At 40.0% G+C, this 16,751-nt stretch carries 13 protein-coding genes; 8 read left to right on the top strand and 5 right to left on the bottom strand.

From position 1 onward, the window contains the following. Nucleotides 1-36: 36 nt before the first annotated feature. Both ZA06_RS14915 and ZA06_RS14910 read right to left on the bottom strand, forming a co-directional pair. The gene (locus ZA06_RS14915; RefSeq protein ID WP_168155237.1) at nt 37-1,341 is read right to left on the bottom strand and encodes an N-acetylmuramoyl-L-alanine amidase; all 1,305 of its coding nucleotides are present in this window, start codon (nt 1,339-1,341) and stop codon (nt 37-39) included. Nucleotides 1,342-1,450: 109 nt separating this feature from the next. Then, nucleotides 1,451-1,825 carry a BlaI/MecI/CopY family transcriptional regulator gene (locus ZA06_RS14910; RefSeq protein WP_053978392.1) on the bottom strand — a complete coding sequence of 125 codons (375 nt, stop codon included), beginning with the start codon at nt 1,823-1,825 and terminating at the stop codon, nt 1,451-1,453. A gap of 108 nt (nt 1,826-1,933) precedes the next feature. Here ZA06_RS14910 and ZA06_RS16955 point away from each other — a divergent pair, with 108 nt between their 5' ends. Next, nucleotides 1,934-3,211: a DUF6265 family protein gene (locus ZA06_RS16955; protein ID WP_053978298.1), complete on the top strand. Its 1,278-nt coding sequence runs from the start codon at nt 1,934-1,936 to the stop codon at nt 3,209-3,211. A gap of 3 nt (nt 3,212-3,214) precedes the next feature. Here the strand turns inward: ZA06_RS16955 and ZA06_RS14900 are convergent, their stop codons facing one another. Further along, nucleotides 3,215-5,014, bottom strand: coding sequence for a glycoside hydrolase family 15 protein (locus tag ZA06_RS14900; protein WP_053978297.1), 1,800 nt, complete (start codon nt 5,012-5,014; stop codon nt 3,215-3,217). Nucleotides 5,015-5,106: 92 nt separating this feature from the next. On the opposite strand from ZA06_RS14900, the gene ZA06_RS14895 reads away from it, so the two are divergent. Together ZA06_RS14895 and ZA06_RS14890 are read left to right on the top strand one after the other, a co-directional pair. After that, complete coding sequence (locus tag ZA06_RS14895; RefSeq protein WP_053978296.1) at nt 5,107-7,317, top strand: bifunctional alpha,alpha-trehalose-phosphate synthase (UDP-forming)/trehalose-phosphatase; 2,211 nt, start codon at nt 5,107-5,109, stop codon at nt 7,315-7,317. Nucleotides 7,318-7,328: 11 nt separating this feature from the next. Continuing rightward, nucleotides 7,329-7,904, top strand: coding sequence for a YdeI/OmpD-associated family protein (locus ZA06_RS14890; protein WP_053978295.1), 576 nt, complete (start codon nt 7,329-7,331; stop codon nt 7,902-7,904). On the opposite strand, the gene ZA06_RS14885 is transcribed toward ZA06_RS14890, so the two are convergent. Continuing rightward, the gene (locus ZA06_RS14885; RefSeq protein WP_053978294.1) at nt 7,901-9,367 is read right to left on the bottom strand and encodes a sigma 54-interacting transcriptional regulator; all 1,467 of its coding nucleotides are present in this window, start codon (nt 9,365-9,367) and stop codon (nt 7,901-7,903) included. The genes ZA06_RS14890 and ZA06_RS14885 overlap by 4 nt on opposite strands. Before the next feature lie 39 nt (nt 9,368-9,406). Then, nucleotides 9,407-10,534 (bottom strand): vWA domain-containing protein, encoded by a 1,128-nt coding sequence (locus tag ZA06_RS14880; RefSeq protein ID WP_053978293.1) that lies wholly within the window; start codon nt 10,532-10,534, stop codon nt 9,407-9,409. Between the two features lie 232 nt (nt 10,535-10,766). On the opposite strand from ZA06_RS14880, the gene ZA06_RS14875 reads away from it, so the two are divergent. The 5 genes from ZA06_RS14875 to ZA06_RS14855 all read left to right on the top strand — a co-directional run bounded on the left by ZA06_RS14875 (nt 10,767) and on the right by ZA06_RS14855 (nt 16,750). Continuing rightward, complete coding sequence (locus ZA06_RS14875; protein WP_053978292.1) at nt 10,767-13,139, top strand: heavy metal translocating P-type ATPase; 2,373 nt, start codon at nt 10,767-10,769, stop codon at nt 13,137-13,139. A gap of 63 nt (nt 13,140-13,202) precedes the next feature. Then, a complete protein-coding gene (ccoS, locus tag ZA06_RS14870; RefSeq protein WP_053978291.1) occupies nt 13,203-13,391 on the top strand; it encodes a cbb3-type cytochrome oxidase assembly protein CcoS in 189 nt (62 codons plus the stop codon). 3 nt (nt 13,392-13,394) lie between these two features. Beyond that, nucleotides 13,395-15,584, top strand: coding sequence for a cytochrome-c oxidase, cbb3-type subunit I (gene ccoN, locus ZA06_RS14865; RefSeq protein WP_053978290.1), 2,190 nt, complete (start codon nt 13,395-13,397; stop codon nt 15,582-15,584). A 6-nt stretch (nt 15,585-15,590) separates the two neighbouring features. After that, complete coding sequence (locus tag ZA06_RS14860; protein ID WP_053978289.1) at nt 15,591-15,770, top strand: cytochrome c oxidase subunit IV; 180 nt, start codon at nt 15,591-15,593, stop codon at nt 15,768-15,770. A gap of 2 nt (nt 15,771-15,772) precedes the next feature. Further along, a complete protein-coding gene (locus ZA06_RS14855; protein WP_053978288.1) occupies nt 15,773-16,750 on the top strand; it encodes a cbb3-type cytochrome c oxidase N-terminal domain-containing protein in 978 nt (325 codons plus the stop codon). Nucleotide 16,751: the final 1 nt, after the last annotated feature.

Below are 16,751 nucleotides of genomic sequence, written 5' to 3'. Positions count from 1 at the left end.
TTTGAATTGGCTTTTTTATTCTCTGTTGTTCAGAACCTATTTTTCGTCCCTAATTTCAAGCAACCCTTCATATAAGGATGCTGCAATGTGTTCTTGATTATCTGAATCCAACAACATAGCCTTATCTCCTTCATTGCTTAAAAAGCCCAGCTCAAAAAGTACACCTGGATGATTGATATTTTTTAGAATAAGAATACTCCCTGTCTGTATATCACCTTTATCGAACAACGCTCCCAACTGATGTTCCAATAAGGTCTTCCCATATTTATGAGACGCCTCTGCATATTTACTATTTCGGTCAAAAATGACTCCGACCCCATTCTTGGAAGGATCACTAGCAGAATTACAATGTAAACTTATAACCAAATCTGGTTGTTGTTCATTGATAAATTGGGCTCTTTCCCCTAGCGTTAAAAATTCATCTGAATTCCTAGTTTCAATAATTTTCACTTTACTACTGCTTTTAGAAGCCAGCAATTGTGAAATTTTGAGCACTACGTCCTTTTCCATTAAAGTCCCAGGATCATGTCCGCCATGACCTGCGTCTACAACAACTACTAATTGGTCCTTTCTTTCTGTAAATGAACTGAACACAAATAATCCTGTGGATAGCACTATGGCTAAGGCAATTTTAACTGTTCGATTTGCGATTGATGATTTTGATTGATGTAACATATGAAGTCTATTTTTGGTTTGATTAAAATTAAAGCCGCTCGCGAAGGGATGCCCTTTCAATGCGCTGTTAAAATGAATAATTGCCTGAGAATAGTTAAGAGTATCAATCCCCGATTCAACTACACTCCTATCTGCCAAGTATTCGTGGTTTTGGATAATAGCCTTTTTGTACAACCATACAAATGGGTTGAACCAAAAAAAGCAGAGCACTATTTCGGTAAAGAGTACATCCAAAGTGTGTAGCTGCTTCCAATGGGCCATTTCATGCTTTACAACACTACTCTTGTAAATGTCATCTTCTAAACTTTTAGCATCAACAAACAAATAATTAAAAAAACTAAAAGCTTCATCCTGCCCTGCAGTGGGCACCAACTTTAAATCCTCTATAAGGCCAGAATGCTGTTTTGTAAGCTTCAGAATATGCCTTAAATTTTTTAGAAACCTAAAAACAAAACATCCCGTAATGAGTATATATACAACCAAGAGTCCTTTAATAGCCGTATTTGGTTTTAGCGTAATGTGTTCAACTGTCTGAACAGAAAGAATTTCGTTGGTCTGCAAACTATAATTTGAAGGTTCCAAAGTAACCTCAGCTAAATTAGGCACACTATCAAACATCTCAATTTCAAGTAAAGGCGCCAACAAGCAAAGTGACAAGGAGCTCAAAAGGAAAAAGCGGTTAAACACAAAGCTTTTATGATACTTCAATAGCAATGAAAAAATGCAAAATGAAGCTCCTAAACCTACTATTGAATAGAGTACATAATACAACATCCTATTGTTTTTTTTGATTGATTTTCTCTTGAAGCATCTCTTGCAACTCTTCTAATTCCTGAATACTCAAATCAGTATTTTTTGTAAAGAACGAAGCAAACTGCGAAGAAGAATTATTAAAAAAGTGCTTGATCATGCCTTTCATCTGCCCGGAAAAATAGTCGTTCTTTTGAAGTATGGGATAATACTCCTTATCACGTCCCAACCTATTGAAACCTATATAATCCTTATCGCACATACGTTTCAACAGGGTTGAAATGGTTGTATAGGCAGGGCGAGGTTCTGGAAATTGCTCTACGATATCTTTCATGAAGCCCTTTTTGAGGCTCCATAGATATTTCATGATTTGCAATTCCGATTTGTTCAATTGTTTTATATCCACAATTATAGTTTTAATACTACAAATGTAGTAATATAATTTACACTTGCAAGTTTTCACCTACTTAATTCATAAACTTTATATCTTTAGCCTAAATACAAAGTCATGAAGCGCTATTCTATATTATCCCTTTTATTGTGTATTACAACCACAATTTATGCACAACCCAATACCGATGTATTTCTGTTTGATCTTGACCAATCCTCGGGTAAATTGGAACTTTCCAATATCCAAAATATTTCCAACAAAGAAGGTTATGACAACCAACCGTCGTTTCTAGATAACTACACCCTAGTCTTTTCGTCCACTAGAAATGGTCAAACCGATATAGCCCAATACAATTTGAAAACAGGTGAGACAACTTGGCTTTGTAACACCGAAGGCAGTAAATACTCCCCCATTAAAATCCCTGGTCAAAAGGCCGTATCGGCCATCAATTTGGGATTGGATAACAGCCAAAAACTGTATAGTTACAACTTGAATGATGACTCCTCGGAAGTTCTTATAGATAATTTACTGATTGGCTATCATGTATGGAAAGACAAAAACACCTTGGTTTTAGCTGTTTTAGAGCCAGACATGCTTTCGTTGGTGGAATACAACCTAAAACATCACAAAGCAGATACTATCCAAAGGAATATTGGACGTTCCCTACTCAACATTCCCAACTCCAATTTAATAAGTTACATTTCCAAAGAAACTCCACAATGGGAAATCCGTTCGTTTAATCCAAAAACAAACAAATCCTCTCTTATTGTCCAAACTCTTCCCGAAAGTGAAGATCTTGTTTGGTTAGAAGATGGTAGTATCCTAATGGCCAAAAACGAGGACATCTATCTCCTAAATCCTAAACAAGGAAAAGAATGGGTTCAAATTGCAAGTTTAAAAGAGTTAAACCTTCACAACATTACCAGAATGGCGGTTAGTCCAGACGGTACAAAGCTGGCGGTTGTAGCAGAAAATGCTGCCACACTTCTCGAACCCAAACTAGATAATATTGCATGGATTTCTGGCAACTGGAAAGGCGAAGCCCTTGGTGGACAAACTGAAGAAAACTGGAGCGAACCCTCGGGAGGCTCCATGATGGCCACTTTCAAGCTTATCAACGAAGGTAAAGTCTCCTTTTATGAAATTGAAATCATCCGTGAAGTCAATAACACCTTGATTCTTCAACTAAAACATTTTAAAAATGATTTAACCGGCTGGGAAGAAAAGGACGAAACGGTAGATTTCTCCTTAAAAGAAATCACCCCTACAAAAGTTGTTTTTGAAGGGATGACCTTTGAAAAAATTAGCGACACCGAAATGAATGTCTATGTTGATATCCACAACAAATCTGGAGAAGTGGAAACTGTGAAATTCAATTATAAAAAATCCAACTAAGGCTTAACGCATCTTATCCAATACGCGCTCATCATCGGTAACATTAGACAAGTTGATGGCGGTTTCTATCAAGGCTAAATGCGAGTAGGCCTGAGGGAAATTACCCAACAAACGTTTGGTTTTAAAATCGATATCCTCACTGAACAATCCTAAATGGTTACTGTAGGACAATAATCTATCAAACCATTGTTTTGCTTTTTGCACCTCTCCTATTTTGTACAAACTATTGATGAACCAAAACGTACAAATGGTAAAAGAGGACGATGGCAAGCCAAAATCGTCCATGTTTTTATAGCGATACAGCAACCCATCATTACTCAAATCGCGCTCAATAGCATTTACAGTACTGATGTATTTCGGGTCCCTTGCGTCAATAAAACCATAAGGCTCCATCAACAACACGGACGCATCTAGATCGTGAGAACCATAAGACTGTGTAAAAGCCTTGGCTTCTTCACTCCAAGCCTTATCCATGATGTCCTGTTTAATTTCGGAGGCTATCTTTTTCCATTTGGTGACTTTGTTCTGTTTGTTCAAGAGTTCAGCCACCTTGATGGCCTTGTCTACGGCCACCCAACACAGCACTTTGGAAAAAGTAAAATGCCTGTCTTCTGCCCTAAATTCCCAAATCCCCTTATCGGCTTCTTTCCAGTGACGGTTCACCACCCAAACAATTCCTTTGGTAATAGTCCAAATCTCCTCGGTATGCTCTATATCCATAGAAAAATTGACAAACTGTTGGTGAATCACATCCATCAAGATCCCGTAAATATCATTCTGCTTCTGCTTATAAGCGGCATTACCCACACGTACCGGAGTGGAATTTTTATATCCGCTTAAATGCCCCAGAGTAACTTCGGTGAGCATTTTCTCCTTGTTGATGCCGTACATAATCTGGAGCTTCTCATCCTTATCTGGAATCAAATCCATAATGAACTTCAAATACCGCTTAGCAATATTTTTATGCCCTAATTTGGATACCACTTTTATCACCATGGAAGCATCCCTAATCCAACAAAACCTATAATCCCAATTACGGACTTCTCCTATAGTTTCTGGTAAGGACGTAGTAGCAGCCGCCAACACAGCTCCCGTTTTGTCGTAGGTCAACAATTTCAAGGTTAAGGCGCTTCTAGCAATTTCCTTTTGGTAACGTTTGTATTTTGGAGTCCGGTCCATCCAATTCAACCAATATACTTTGGTGCGCTGATGTTCCAAATACATACTCTCTACCGTAGTTTCAAATACCTTTTCATTATATCCCACCAAAAAATAGCCATCTTCTGTAAGCTCTATTGGCTCTCCGTTGACGATCTTTTCCTTATCAAAATTGGAATATAAAAACAAGGTGTCAAACTTATCTCCATAAGTTAAACTCACAATAAAATGTTCCTTAATGTACATTTCGGTGACACCTTTGGCATATTCCAATTTGGGGTTGTACAGCACTCTAAACGTTGGTTTCCCCGAAATATATTGAATGTATCTAATGATCTCCGGTGGCGACTGATAGCCTCCATGAGCCTTGTAATAACGTGGCATAAAATCATGCACTTCAAATACATCATTGCCACTACTAAAGGCGGTTACCAAAATTGTAGTATTCTCAATATATTTTTGGGTAATTGTATAGGATTCATCCACCAAAATCTCGAAACTTCCCCCAATACTTTCATCCAATAATTTCGCGAATACCGAAGAGGAATCGAATTCCGGAAGGCAACACCATTCTATAGCTCCTGTTTTAGAGACCAATGCAGCGCTTCTGCAATTCCCTATGATACCGTAGTCTAAGTTGTTCATTAATTCTTTTTTCTTTTTTGATATGGAAAACGTTCAATTTTTCATTAAATTAACAAAATTCACAGTATAAACAATTTTATAAATCAAAATTCATGAGTAAAACCATCATCGTATCCAATAGACTACCACTGCAGGTTAAAATAGAACAGAATTCCCTGAACATTGTCCCGAGCGTAGGAGGACTTGCTACAGGAATGAAATCGGTTCATGCAGATGGCAATGGCATATGGATAGGATGGTCTGGATTGACCGAAGAGGAATTGGACGAGGACCTCTCAAAAGAAGTCGATAAAGCCATTAAGAAAGAAAAATGTGTGGCCGTTCCGCTAAACGAAGAAGATGTTGAGAATTTCTATTATGGATTCAGCAACAAAACCCTTTGGCCTCTTTTCCACTACTTTATGGAATACACCGAATTTGAAAAAGACCAATGGGACTCCTACATCGAAGTGAACCAGAAATTTGCCGATGTGGTAGTGGAGAACCTTGAAGATGGCGATACGGTTTGGGTACACGATTATCAATTGTTACTGCTGCCTGAACTGATCAGGGACAAAAAACCCAATACTACCATTGGGTTCTTTTTGCACATCCCCTATCCTTCCTATGAAATTTTCAGAACCTTCCCTTGGCGTGAAGAACTTTTAAAAGGCATGTTGGGAGCCGATTTACTAGGCTTTCACACGTATGACTATGAACGCCACTTTTTGAGTTCGGTAAAACGTATTTTACGTTTAGATGTGAAATTCAATAAAATCACCTATGGCGATCGTACGGTGAAGGTAGACTCCTTCCCAATGGGAATTGACTATGCCAAATTTCACGATGCAGCCCTTAGGCACAACCAAATGGGACCCGACGAAAAATCGGAATTGCAACGCCGGTTGGATGACCATATCGAACAATCCCCTGACGCAAAAATGATTCTGTCCATAGACCGATTGGACTATACCAAAGGAATTCCAAACAGATTACGTGCCTTTGAATATTTCCTAAACAAATACCCCGAATTCAAGGAAAAAGTACGGTTAATCATGTTGGCCGTTCCCTCCCGATCCAATGTCCCACAATACCAACGTTTAAAACGGGAAACCGATGAGTTGGTAGGGCGTATCAATGGTGAGTTTTCTACGGTAAGCTGGACGCCAATTTGGTACTTTTACAGAGCCATGCCTTTTGAAAATTTAATCGACCTATACACGTCTTCCGATGTGGCCATTATTACCCCACTCCGTGACGGGATGAATTTGGTAGCCAAAGAATACATTGCCACAAGAGTGAATGAAGATGGCGTGTTGATTTTAAGTGAAATGGCAGGAGCTTCCAAAGAAATGAACGAAGCCTTGCTCATCAACCCCAATAACTTCGAGGACATCGCCAACACCTTAAAACAGGCTTTGGAAATGCCTTTGGAAGAACAGCACAAACGCACCAAAATTCTTCAAAAAAGACTCAAACGCTACACCGTAGAAAAGTGGGCGGATGAATTTATGAAGTCTCTTAATGCAACCAAGGTAACCGAATCCGTTGCCGTGGCACAGCGCCTTGATGACAACTTACAAAAAGAGATGTTCGCCGATTATAAAAAAGCAAAAAAGAGACTCCTGTTCTTGGATTATGATGGCACCTTGGTTGGCTTTAAGGACAATCCGAAAGATGCCAGTCCAGATGACCAATTATATGCGCTTTTGGATAAATTAAGTGAACAAGAAAATACAGACTTGGTAATCATAAGTGGACGGGACCAAAATACCTTCAACAAATGGTTTGGAAATAAAAATTACAATCTTATTACAGACCACGGGGTTTGGCTCAAACGTCCCGATAAAAACTGGGAAGCCCTGGAGCATCTTAAAAACGATTGGATGGAAAACGTAAGGCCAATCTTGGAAACCTTTGTAGACCGTACCCCGGGAACCTTTATTGAAACCAAACAATACTCTTTGGCATGGCACTATCGAAAAGCCGATCCTGAATTGGCACAAATTCGTACTATGGAATTGAACACCGTCCTTACAGGATTGATTTCCAACGACAACCTCAGCGTACTTTCTGGAAACAAAGTCATCGAAATAAAAAGCAGTAATGTAAATAAAGGGCGTGCTTGCTTACGATTGATTCCAGAAGACACCTACGACTTTGTTTTTGCCATTGGAGATGACTGGACCGATGAATATATGTTTGAGGAATTGCCAAAATCGGCATATACTGTGAAGGTAGCTTCCAAAACCACCAAAGCCAAATACTACATCAAGGATACCGACGAAGTAAGGGTACTGCTAGAAAAGTTTATAGCCAATTAAGTCCTTTGCACATGTCCCATATTCCGGAACTCTATTTTAAAACCCATGAAGCATGGCGGGAATGGCTCTTGAGCAACCACTCCCAACACAAAGGTGTTTACCTTATTTTTTATAAGGTAGGACATGACAATGATAGTATGCGTTGGGAAGAAGCTGTGAAAGTGGCCATTTGTTTTGGTTGGATTGATTCCACGGTAAAAAGTTTGGGAGATGGCAAACGACGACAATACTTCACCCCAAGAAATCCTAAAAGTGTATGGAGTGCCGTGAACAAACGCTACATCGAAGAGCTTTTGGAAGCCGACCTAATGCATGAAAGTGGCCTAAAAACTATAGCAATTGCCAAGGACAATGGCAGTTGGACAAGTTTGGACGATGTTGAGAATGGTATCATCCCCGAAGATCTTCAAGAAGCTTTCAACCAACATCCCAAGGCTTTTAAGAATTACCAAAGCTTTGCACCTTCCTATAGAAAAAGCTATTTATATTGGTTGAACCAAGCCAAACGTGAAGCCACTAGGGCCAAACGTATTTCAGAAATCGTGCAGCTATGTGGAGATAATATTAAAAGTCGTGGCGGCTATTAAATCCCTCCGAAAAAACTACCATAAGGATCTTTAAATTGTATGCCTTCGGTGAAACGGTATTTACTCAATTGTTTAAATTCAACCAAAGCCCATAGTACAAACTCCTTCACAAAATACGTATCGGATTCTGGGATATCTGGAGCATATTCTTCCAACAAAGCGCCCAATGGCTGGATGCTATCTAATAACTGTTGGTAATCCCTATCGGGCACATCGTCCAATAATTCAAAACCTTCCTTTTGATTAAAAAACCAAGAAACAATATCATCATAAGGTGTGGCATCGCCTTCCTTTTTCAGTTTTTCAATCTTAGGGAACAGTTCCACAAACAACGATTTTACGGCATCCCCTATTAAATTATAAGCCACAACAGAAGCTCCTTCCTGCTCTCCTTCATACACCAATTCTACTTTCCCCGTGATCGACGGGATGATTCCCATAAAATCTCCCATACGTACGGTGGTGCTTTCATCTTCACATTGCAAGGCGCGACGTTCGGCTGTACTCAATAAATTTTCATAGGCCGTAATTCCCAATCTGGCACTCACGCCACTTTTGGCATCTATAAACTCACTTTCCCGTGCTTCAAAAGCCACTTGCTCCAACAAATCCTTTGCCAATTCAGGCACTATAATTTTTTCAGCTTGTCTGGCATCCAATTTGGCTTCCTGTTGGGTAATGAGTTTTGCGGTTTCCAAATCTTGTGGGTAATGGGTTAAAATCTGGGAACCAATACGGTCTTTAAGTGGGGTTACAATGCTACCTCTATTGGTGTAATCCTCTGGATTTGCCGTGAACACAAATTGGATATCCAAAGGCAAACGCAATTTAAATCCGCGAATCTGAATATCGCCTTCCTGCAAAATATTGAACAACGCCACCTGTATTCTGGCCTGTAGATCGGGCAATTCATTGATTACAAAAATACACCGATTGGCCCTAGGAATCATCCCGTAATGAATTACACGATCATCGGCATAACTCAATTTAAGATTGGCCGCTTTTATAGGATCTACATCACCAATAATATCGGCAACCGTAACGTCTGGCGTTGCCAATTTTTCGGCAAAGCGTTCACTGCGATGCAACCAAACAATAGGTGTATCATCACCTTTCTCTTTGATTAATTCTGTAGCATATCTAGACAAAGGTCTTTGGGGATCGTCATTGATTTCGGAACCTTCCACTACCGGAATATATTCATCCAACAAATTTACCATCAGCCGCGCCAATCTTGTTTTAGCCTGTCCTCGCAATCCTAATAAATTAATGTTATGTCGGGATAAAATGGCACGCTCCAATTCAGGAATTACGGTATGCTCATATCCGTGGACGCCTTCAAAAGTTTCCTCGTCCTCTTTAAGCTTTTCTATTAGATTATTCCGCAACTCATCTTTAATCGACTGGTATTTATACCCTGCCTTTTTTAAAGCTCCTAAAGTGGTAATGGCTGATATATTCATAGGTTTGATATCTAGTTTTGGTTTATCGAAAAGTCCCTGTTACCCTTTGATGCGTTTTTTTCTATTGGTTTCGTAATCTTCAAAAATCATTTCGCCCAAACCTTTCAGTCCTGTATAAAAGGCCTTTCCTTGGTTGGCGTAGGTAAACTCACGAACAAATTGCATTAAATAAGCATCTTGGGCAATCATAAAAGTAGTGATTGGAATATGAAGCCGTCTTGCCTGTTGTGCCATGGCATAGCACTTATTGACTATAAAATCGTCCAAGCCGTAACTGTTTTTATAATATTCGCCATTGGGCAAACGCAAACAACTAGGTTTTCCATCGGTGATCATAAAGATTTGCTTATTGGTATTGCGCTTACGCCTTAGTAAATCCATGGCCAATTGTAATCCAGCCACGGTATTGGTATGGTATGGGCCAACCTGTAGATAGGGCAAGTCCTTAATTTGGATTTGCCACGCATCGTTACCAAACACCAAAATATCCAAGGTATCCTTTGGGTAACGGGTCGTGATCAATTCTGCTAAGGCCATGGCCACTTTTTTGGCTGGAGTAATGCGGTCCTCTCCATATAAAATCATGCTATGGCTAATATCAATCATCAAAACCGTACTCATTTGGGACTTGTGAAGGGTTTCCTCCACTACCAAATCGTCCTCAGACAACCTGAAATTTCCAAGGCCATGATTGATTTGGGCATTCTTTAAACTTTCGGTCATGGACACACGGTCTAAAGCATCCCCAAATTGGTACTCTCTATAGTCGCCAGTATGCTCATCGCCAATCCCTGGGCTTTTACTTCTATGGTTTCCTTGGCCACTGCGTTTGATCTTTCCAAAAATTTGGTCCAAGGCCGCTCTTCTAATCGCACGTTCTGTTTTGGAGGTAATCCCCAAGCCTCCTTCTCCATCAGGACGCAATTCTTCGCGGATATAGCCTTTCTTTTTAAGGTCTTCAATAAAATCGTCTATGGAATAATCTTCTGTCGTGAGATTGTATTCCTTATCCAATTCCCGTAACCAATCAATAGCTTCATCAAAATCGCCCGAAGTATGGGTAATCAATTCCATAAAGATATCCAGGAGCTTATCAAAAATAGATTGCTCCGGTGCCTCATAATTTCTAAAGACAAATCCCTTAAAAAAATAGCCCTTTGTTTTCATAGCCCTATAAAATTACAATTTTTTGGAACGCCATCCGAATGTTATCGCAGTCCATCCCAAAACGCTTTGCAAAGAGCCGACTCAAGGCTCCCTTTCAAAAAAATACCACACAACACATTGACAAACAATTAGTTAACTCCAATCATCGGTGCTTCAGGATCAAAGCTGATAATTATCATATTATATTTTTTCTTATCTTTTAACCTTTGTTTAACAGATTAAACAAAAATTCATGGAGGGTCTAACCTGCTATCATTGTGGTGATTATTGCAATTCCAACACGATTACTTTGGACGAAAAAGTATTCTGTTGCAATGGGTGTAAGACCGTTTATGAGATTTTTTCGGATAATGGACTGACTTGTTACTACGATTTCCAATCTTCTCCGGGAGCGACTCCAAAAATCCAACAGCACAAATACGATTTCCTTTCAGAAGCATCCATTATTGATGAGCTTACCGATTTTAATGATGGTAATGTACAGATTACAACTCTGTATATTCCTCATGTGCATTGTAGTTCCTGTATCTGGATTCTTGAAAACCTCAACAAGCTCAACCGTCATATAAGCAGCTCTCAGGTTAATTTTGGAAAAAAGACCGTGACCGTAACCTATAATAGTGACGCCTGCTCCCTAAAGGAATTGGTATTGCTATTAAGCAGTATTGGTTATGAACCCTATATAAGTCTGGACGATTTTAAAAACAATAAAAAGCAGATTGACCGCTCCTTAATTTACAAATTGGGAATTGCTGGTTTTGCCTTTGGAAACGTCATGTTCCTGTCCTTCCCTGAATATTTTGAAGTTGGGGAATTTTGGCTGGAACAGTACAAAGTAGTCTTTAGGTGGTTGATGTTTGCCTTTTCCCTTCCCGTGGTATTCTATGCAGCACAAGACTATTTTGTGTCTGCCTACAAAGGGCTGCGCTCAAAATTATTGAACATTGATGTGCCAATTGCCCTAGGAATTGCCGTCCTATTTATAAGAAGTACCATTGAAATTATCTTCGATTTGGGCAGCGGCTTTTTCGACAGCCTTACCGGCTTGGTGTTCTTTTTATTGGTTGGGAAGTTCTTTCAACAAAAAACCTACTCTTTCCTTTCTTTTGAGCGCGACTACAAATCGTACTTCCCTATTGCCGTTACCAAATTGGAAAATGGCCAAGAAAGCAATATTCAGGTTTACGACATCAAAAAAGGAGACCGTTTACTCATTAGAAATGAAGAGTTGATCCCTGTAGATGGGATTTTATTGAAAGGTGATGCCGCCATCGACTACAGTTTTGTGACGGGAGAATCCAAAAAAGTAAAAAAGGTTTCGGGTGATAAGCTTTTTGCCGGAGGTAAGCAGACTTCTGGTGTTATAGAAATGGAAGCCGTAAAACCAGTAGAACAAAGTTACCTAACACAATTGTGGAGCAATGAGGTGTTTCAACAGGATAAAGAGCACCGCTTTACCACATTGACCAATACCATAAGTAAACACTTTACCATTGCCGTATTAAGCATTGCCCTTATTGCTACCGTGATTTGGTTAGTCGTCAACCCTAGCAAAGCCATGAATGTTTTTACGGCAGTACTCATCATTGCCTGTCCTTGTGCCATTGCTTTGGCCGCACCATTTACCTTAGGCAATATTTTACGAATTTTTGGCAAACATAAATTCTATCTCAAAAATGCATCGGTGATTGAGCAATTGGCTGACATCAACCTGATTATTTTTGACAAAACTGGCACCATTACCTCCAACAAACAGACTCAAGCGGTGTATGATGGTATGCCCTTGACGAATCAAGAGGAAGAACTTTTAAAAAGTACCGTTCGTAATTCCAACCACCCCTTAAGTCGTAATCTGTACCAATTACTAAAGGAACATGATATTTTACCTTTGGGCCATTTTGAAGAGCACCCAGGACAAGGTATTGAAGGTAGATTTCATAGCGACCTTATTAAAATAGGTTCGGCAAATTTTGTCGGAAAAATTGAAACCTCGTCTGTTCTGGAAACGAGTGTACACATTAGCACCAACAATGTCTACAAAGGAAAATACACTTTTTATAACAATTATCGAAAAGGGCTAACGCAACTTTTTAATCTGTTAAAAAAAGAAAACGATTTAGTAATTCTTTCTGGAGATAACGATGGTGAAAGTGATAATCTTAAAAAGTTATTGCCCGCCAAAACAAAATTGATCTTTAACCAAAAACCAGACGACAAACTGGAGTACATCAAACACCACCAAAGCGAAGGTGCCAAAATACTAATGGTTGGAGATGGTTTGAATGATGCTGGAGCCTTGGCCCAAAGTAATGTAGGGATTGCCATTTCAGAAAATGTGAATGTATTTTCCCCTGCTTGCGATGCCATTTTGGATGCTTCAAAGTTCAACTATTTGCACCAGTATATTCAAACCTCAAAAAAAGCCATTCAAATCATCAAGTGGAGCTTTATGCTATCGCTGGTATACAATCTTATAGGACTCTTTTTCGCCGTAACCGGTCAATTATCACCAGTTATCGCAGCCATCTTAATGCCCTTGAGTTCTATTAGCATCGTGGTATTCACCACCATTGCTACCAATATGTTGGGCAAAAAACTAAATTAAAAATTACTGGACTATGAAACTAAGCAAATTAAACCCTAAATTTAAGTATCAATTCAACACATTATGAGTGTTTTATACCTATTACTAAGTATCAGCATTGTGGTTGCCGTGGTGTTTTTCTTCGCCTTTGTTATGGCCGTAAGAAAAGGACAGTACGACGATAGCTATACACCCTCCATACGCATGCTCTTTGAAGACGAGCTTGTAAAAGATGTACAAAAACCTTCAGTTAAACACAAAAAGACCAATTAAATTATGGAAGTAGAACAATTTTATTACGACAATAAAATCGTCAAGAAATTCCTCACAGCAACCATGCTTTGGGGTGTTGTTGGAATGCTCGTAGGACTCCTGCTGGCGTTCATGTTTATTTTCCCAAACCTAACCGAGGGCATTCCTTGGCTGAGCTTCGGGCGTTTGCGTCCGTTGCATACCAATGCCGTTATTTTTGCCTTTGTTGGAAACGCCATTTTCGCTGGGGTCTACTACTCCTCCCAACGACTTCTTAAGGCTAGAATGTTCAATGATACACTGAGCAACATCAACTTTTGGGGCTGGCAGTTAATTATTGTTTCCGCTGCGCTCTCTCTGCCTTTAGGTTTCACGACTTCCAAAGAATACGCCGAATTGGAATGGCCTATCGACATTGCCATTGCCGTAGTTTGGGTGGTTTTTGGATGGAACCTTATCGGAACCATTTTAAAACGTAGACAACGTCATATGTATGTAGCCATTTGGTTCTACTTGGCCACTTTTGTAACGGTTGCGGTTCTGCATATCTTTAACAGTTTGGAACTACCTGTAAGCGGACTGAAAAGTTACTCGGTTTACGCAGGAGTACAGGATGCTTTGGTGCAGTGGTGGTATGGCCACAATGCGGTAGCATTCTTCTTGACCACGCCGTTTTTGGGATTGATGTATTATTTTGTTCCCAAAGCTGCCGATAGACCAATTTACTCCTACCGCTTATCCATCATCCACTTCTGGTCCCTGATTTTCATTTATATCTGGGCCGGACCTCACCACTTATTGTATACGGCGCTTCCTGAATGGGCGCAAAACCTTGGGGTTGCCTTTTCCGTGATGCTTATCATGCCGTCTTGGGGAGGGATGATCAACGGACTTCTTACTTTGAGAGGTGCTTGGGATAAAGTACGTATTGACCCGGTATTGAAATTTATGGTAGTGGCTATTACTGGTTATGGTATGGCTACTTTTGAAGGGCCTACCCTTTCTTTAAAAAGTGTGAATGCTGTGGCCCACTTTACAGACTGGATCATTGCCCACGTACACGTAGGAGCCTTAGCTTGGAACGGATTTATGGCCTACGGAATGATTTACTGGTTGATACCGCGTTTGTACAAAACCAAATTATATTCTGTTGGATTGGCCAACTTACACTTTTGGATAGGTACTTTAGGGATCATCATGTATGCACTTCCAATGTATGTGGCTGGATTTACCCAAGCCAGTATGTGGAAACAATTCAACCCAGACGGAACCTTGGTATATGGTAACTTCTTGGAAACTGTAACCGAAATCATGCCAATGTACTTAATGCGTGCCATTGGAGGAACCATGTATGTAATCGGTATCTTGATTTTGGTATACAATATTATTGCAACCATCAGAACTTCTAATGCATCCGTTACCGATGAATTGGCAGAAGCACCAGCACTTCAACCAGTCGCTAAGCACCGTGTTGCCGGTGAAGGCTACCATACTTGGTTAGAGCGTAAGCCGGTTAAATTGACCATCTACGCCACAATCGCCATCCTTATAGGGGGTATTGTGCAGATTGTACCAACCATTATGGTAAAATCCAATATTCCAACTATTAGCAGTATCCAACCTTATACGCCTTTGGAATTGGAAGGTCGCGATATTTACATCCGTGAAGGTTGTGTGAGTTGCCACTCTCAAATGGTACGTCCGTTTAGAAGTGAGGTAGAACGTTATGGTGAATACTCCAAAGCAGGGGAATTTGTCTACGACCACCCATTCTTATGGGGAAGTAAACGTACGGGGCCAGACTTACACCGTTTGGGTCAAAAGTATTCCGACAACTGGCACTTAAACCACATGTACGATCCACAAAGTACTTCATCAGGATCTATCATGCCAAGATACCCTTGGTTGATTAAAGATGAACTGGACAAGTCACAAACAGAAGCCAAAATGCGTACTATGGTGAAATTGGGAGTGCCTTATACCGATGAGGATATTGCCAATGCCCAACAACAAATGTTGGAGCAAGGAACTCAAATTGAGAAGAACTTGTATTCCGATCCAGACTTCGCTGAAACCTATGAAGCCGATAAAAAATCTGGAGGTGCTGATTTCGTTGAAATGCGCAATCGTGAAATTGTGGCCCTTATTGCCTACCTACAGCGTTTAGGTACAGACATTAAAGTAAAACAGGATGTTTCATCTAGTTCAAACTAAGGCCTTATGTTAAAATTTATAAAACATCATATGGACAGTATTGAAGGGATAGAAATCTACCCCATCATTTCACTACTGATATTTTTCATCTTTTTTGTACTTCTTTTTTGGTGGGTATTTACCGCCAAAAAAGAGTACATCTCTAGAATGAGTAACCTTCCATTAGACAACCAAAATATCGATTAATTATGAGAAAATTAATTCCATCCTGGATACGAGTACCTGTCATCTTCTTTTTTATAGTAGGACTCATAGAATATAATATAGACTCCCATGGCAAGCCTGCCATTTTAGAACAGCCAGCCCTATTGCTATTTGTCATATTTGTGCTTTTGTTGCTCATAGGTATTGAAGGGATTGTAAGTTCTATGGACAATATCCTTTACCAAAGTTTGGACGAAGAAGGTAAAAAGCGTTATGATGAAGCCCAAGCCAAAGACCCAAAATTTGTTGCTTGGATCAAGCGTACCTACCTTAAACTTTTGGGTTCCAAACCTATTGAATTGGAGCACGAAATCATTTTGGACCACAACTACGATGGCATTCAAGAACTTGACAACGACCTTCCACCATGGTGGCTATATGGGTTTTATGCAACCATTATTTTTGCCTTCGTATACTTATTTAAATATGAAGTATTCAATGCCGATGGACAGTATGACGAACTAAAAACAGAATACGCCGAAGCTAAGGCTGCCATTGAAGAATACAAAAAAACAGCCAAGGATTTGGTGGATGCCAATACTGTTGAAGTTCTGACCGATGCAAAAGACCTAGGTGCTGGAAAAGCCATTTTCGACGCCAACTGTGTGGCTTGTCACAAAGCCGATGGTGGTGGAGGAATAGGTCCTAACCTAACCGATAATTATTGGATTTTGGGTGGGGGAATCAAGAATGTATTCCATACCATTTCGGAAGGTGGTCGTAACGGAAAAGGGATGATTGCCTGGAAGCAAAGTTTAAAACCTTCGCAAATTGCACAAGTAGCCAGCTATGTGTTGCAATTCCAAGGTACCACGCCTGCCGAACCTAAAGAACCACAAGGTGATTTATGGGCTCCGGAAGGACAAACCGCTCCTACAGAAGCCCCAGAAGCTCCTGCTACCCCAAACGAACCTGAAGCAGAAACAGTAGTAGATTCTACTGCCACTGCCTCAGTGCAATAAC

Source organism: Mangrovimonas xylaniphaga, assembly GCF_001280435.1.
Classification (GTDB): Bacteria; Bacteroidota; Bacteroidia; order Flavobacteriales; family Flavobacteriaceae; genus Mangrovimonas_A; species Mangrovimonas_A xylaniphaga.
This window is presented reverse-complemented; position numbering and strand designations above follow the sequence as displayed.

Bases quoted from the DNA above. Each gene is read 5' to 3' on its own strand.
- ZA06_RS14875 (WP_053978292.1), top strand. From the start codon at position 10,767: ATGGAGGGTCTAACCTGCTATCATTGTGGTGATTATTGCAATTCCAAC.
- ZA06_RS14895 (WP_053978296.1), top strand. From the start codon at position 5,107: ATGAGTAAAACCATCATCGTATCCAATAGACTACCACTGCAGGTTAAA.
- ZA06_RS14890 (WP_053978295.1), top strand. From the start codon at position 7,329: ATGTCCCATATTCCGGAACTCTATTTTAAAACCCATGAAGCATGGCGG.
- ccoN (WP_053978290.1), top strand. From the start codon at position 13,395: ATGGAAGTAGAACAATTTTATTACGACAATAAAATCGTCAAGAAATTC.
- ZA06_RS14885 (WP_053978294.1), bottom strand. From the start codon at position 9,367: ATGAATATATCAGCCATTACCACTTTAGGAGCTTTAAAAAAGGCAGGG.
- ZA06_RS14880 (WP_053978293.1), bottom strand. From the start codon at position 10,534: ATGAAAACAAAGGGCTATTTTTTTAAGGGATTTGTCTTTAGAAATTAT.
- ccoS (WP_053978291.1), top strand. From the start codon at position 13,203: ATGAGTGTTTTATACCTATTACTAAGTATCAGCATTGTGGTTGCCGTG.
- ZA06_RS16955 (WP_053978298.1), top strand. From the start codon at position 1,934: ATGAAGCGCTATTCTATATTATCCCTTTTATTGTGTATTACAACCACA.
- ZA06_RS14900 (WP_053978297.1), bottom strand. From the start codon at position 5,014: ATGAACAACTTAGACTACGGTATCATAGGGAATTGCAGAAGCGCTGCA.
- ZA06_RS14855 (WP_053978288.1), top strand. From the start codon at position 15,773: ATGAGAAAATTAATTCCATCCTGGATACGAGTACCTGTCATCTTCTTT.
- ZA06_RS14860 (WP_053978289.1), top strand. From the start codon at position 15,591: ATGTTAAAATTTATAAAACATCATATGGACAGTATTGAAGGGATAGAA.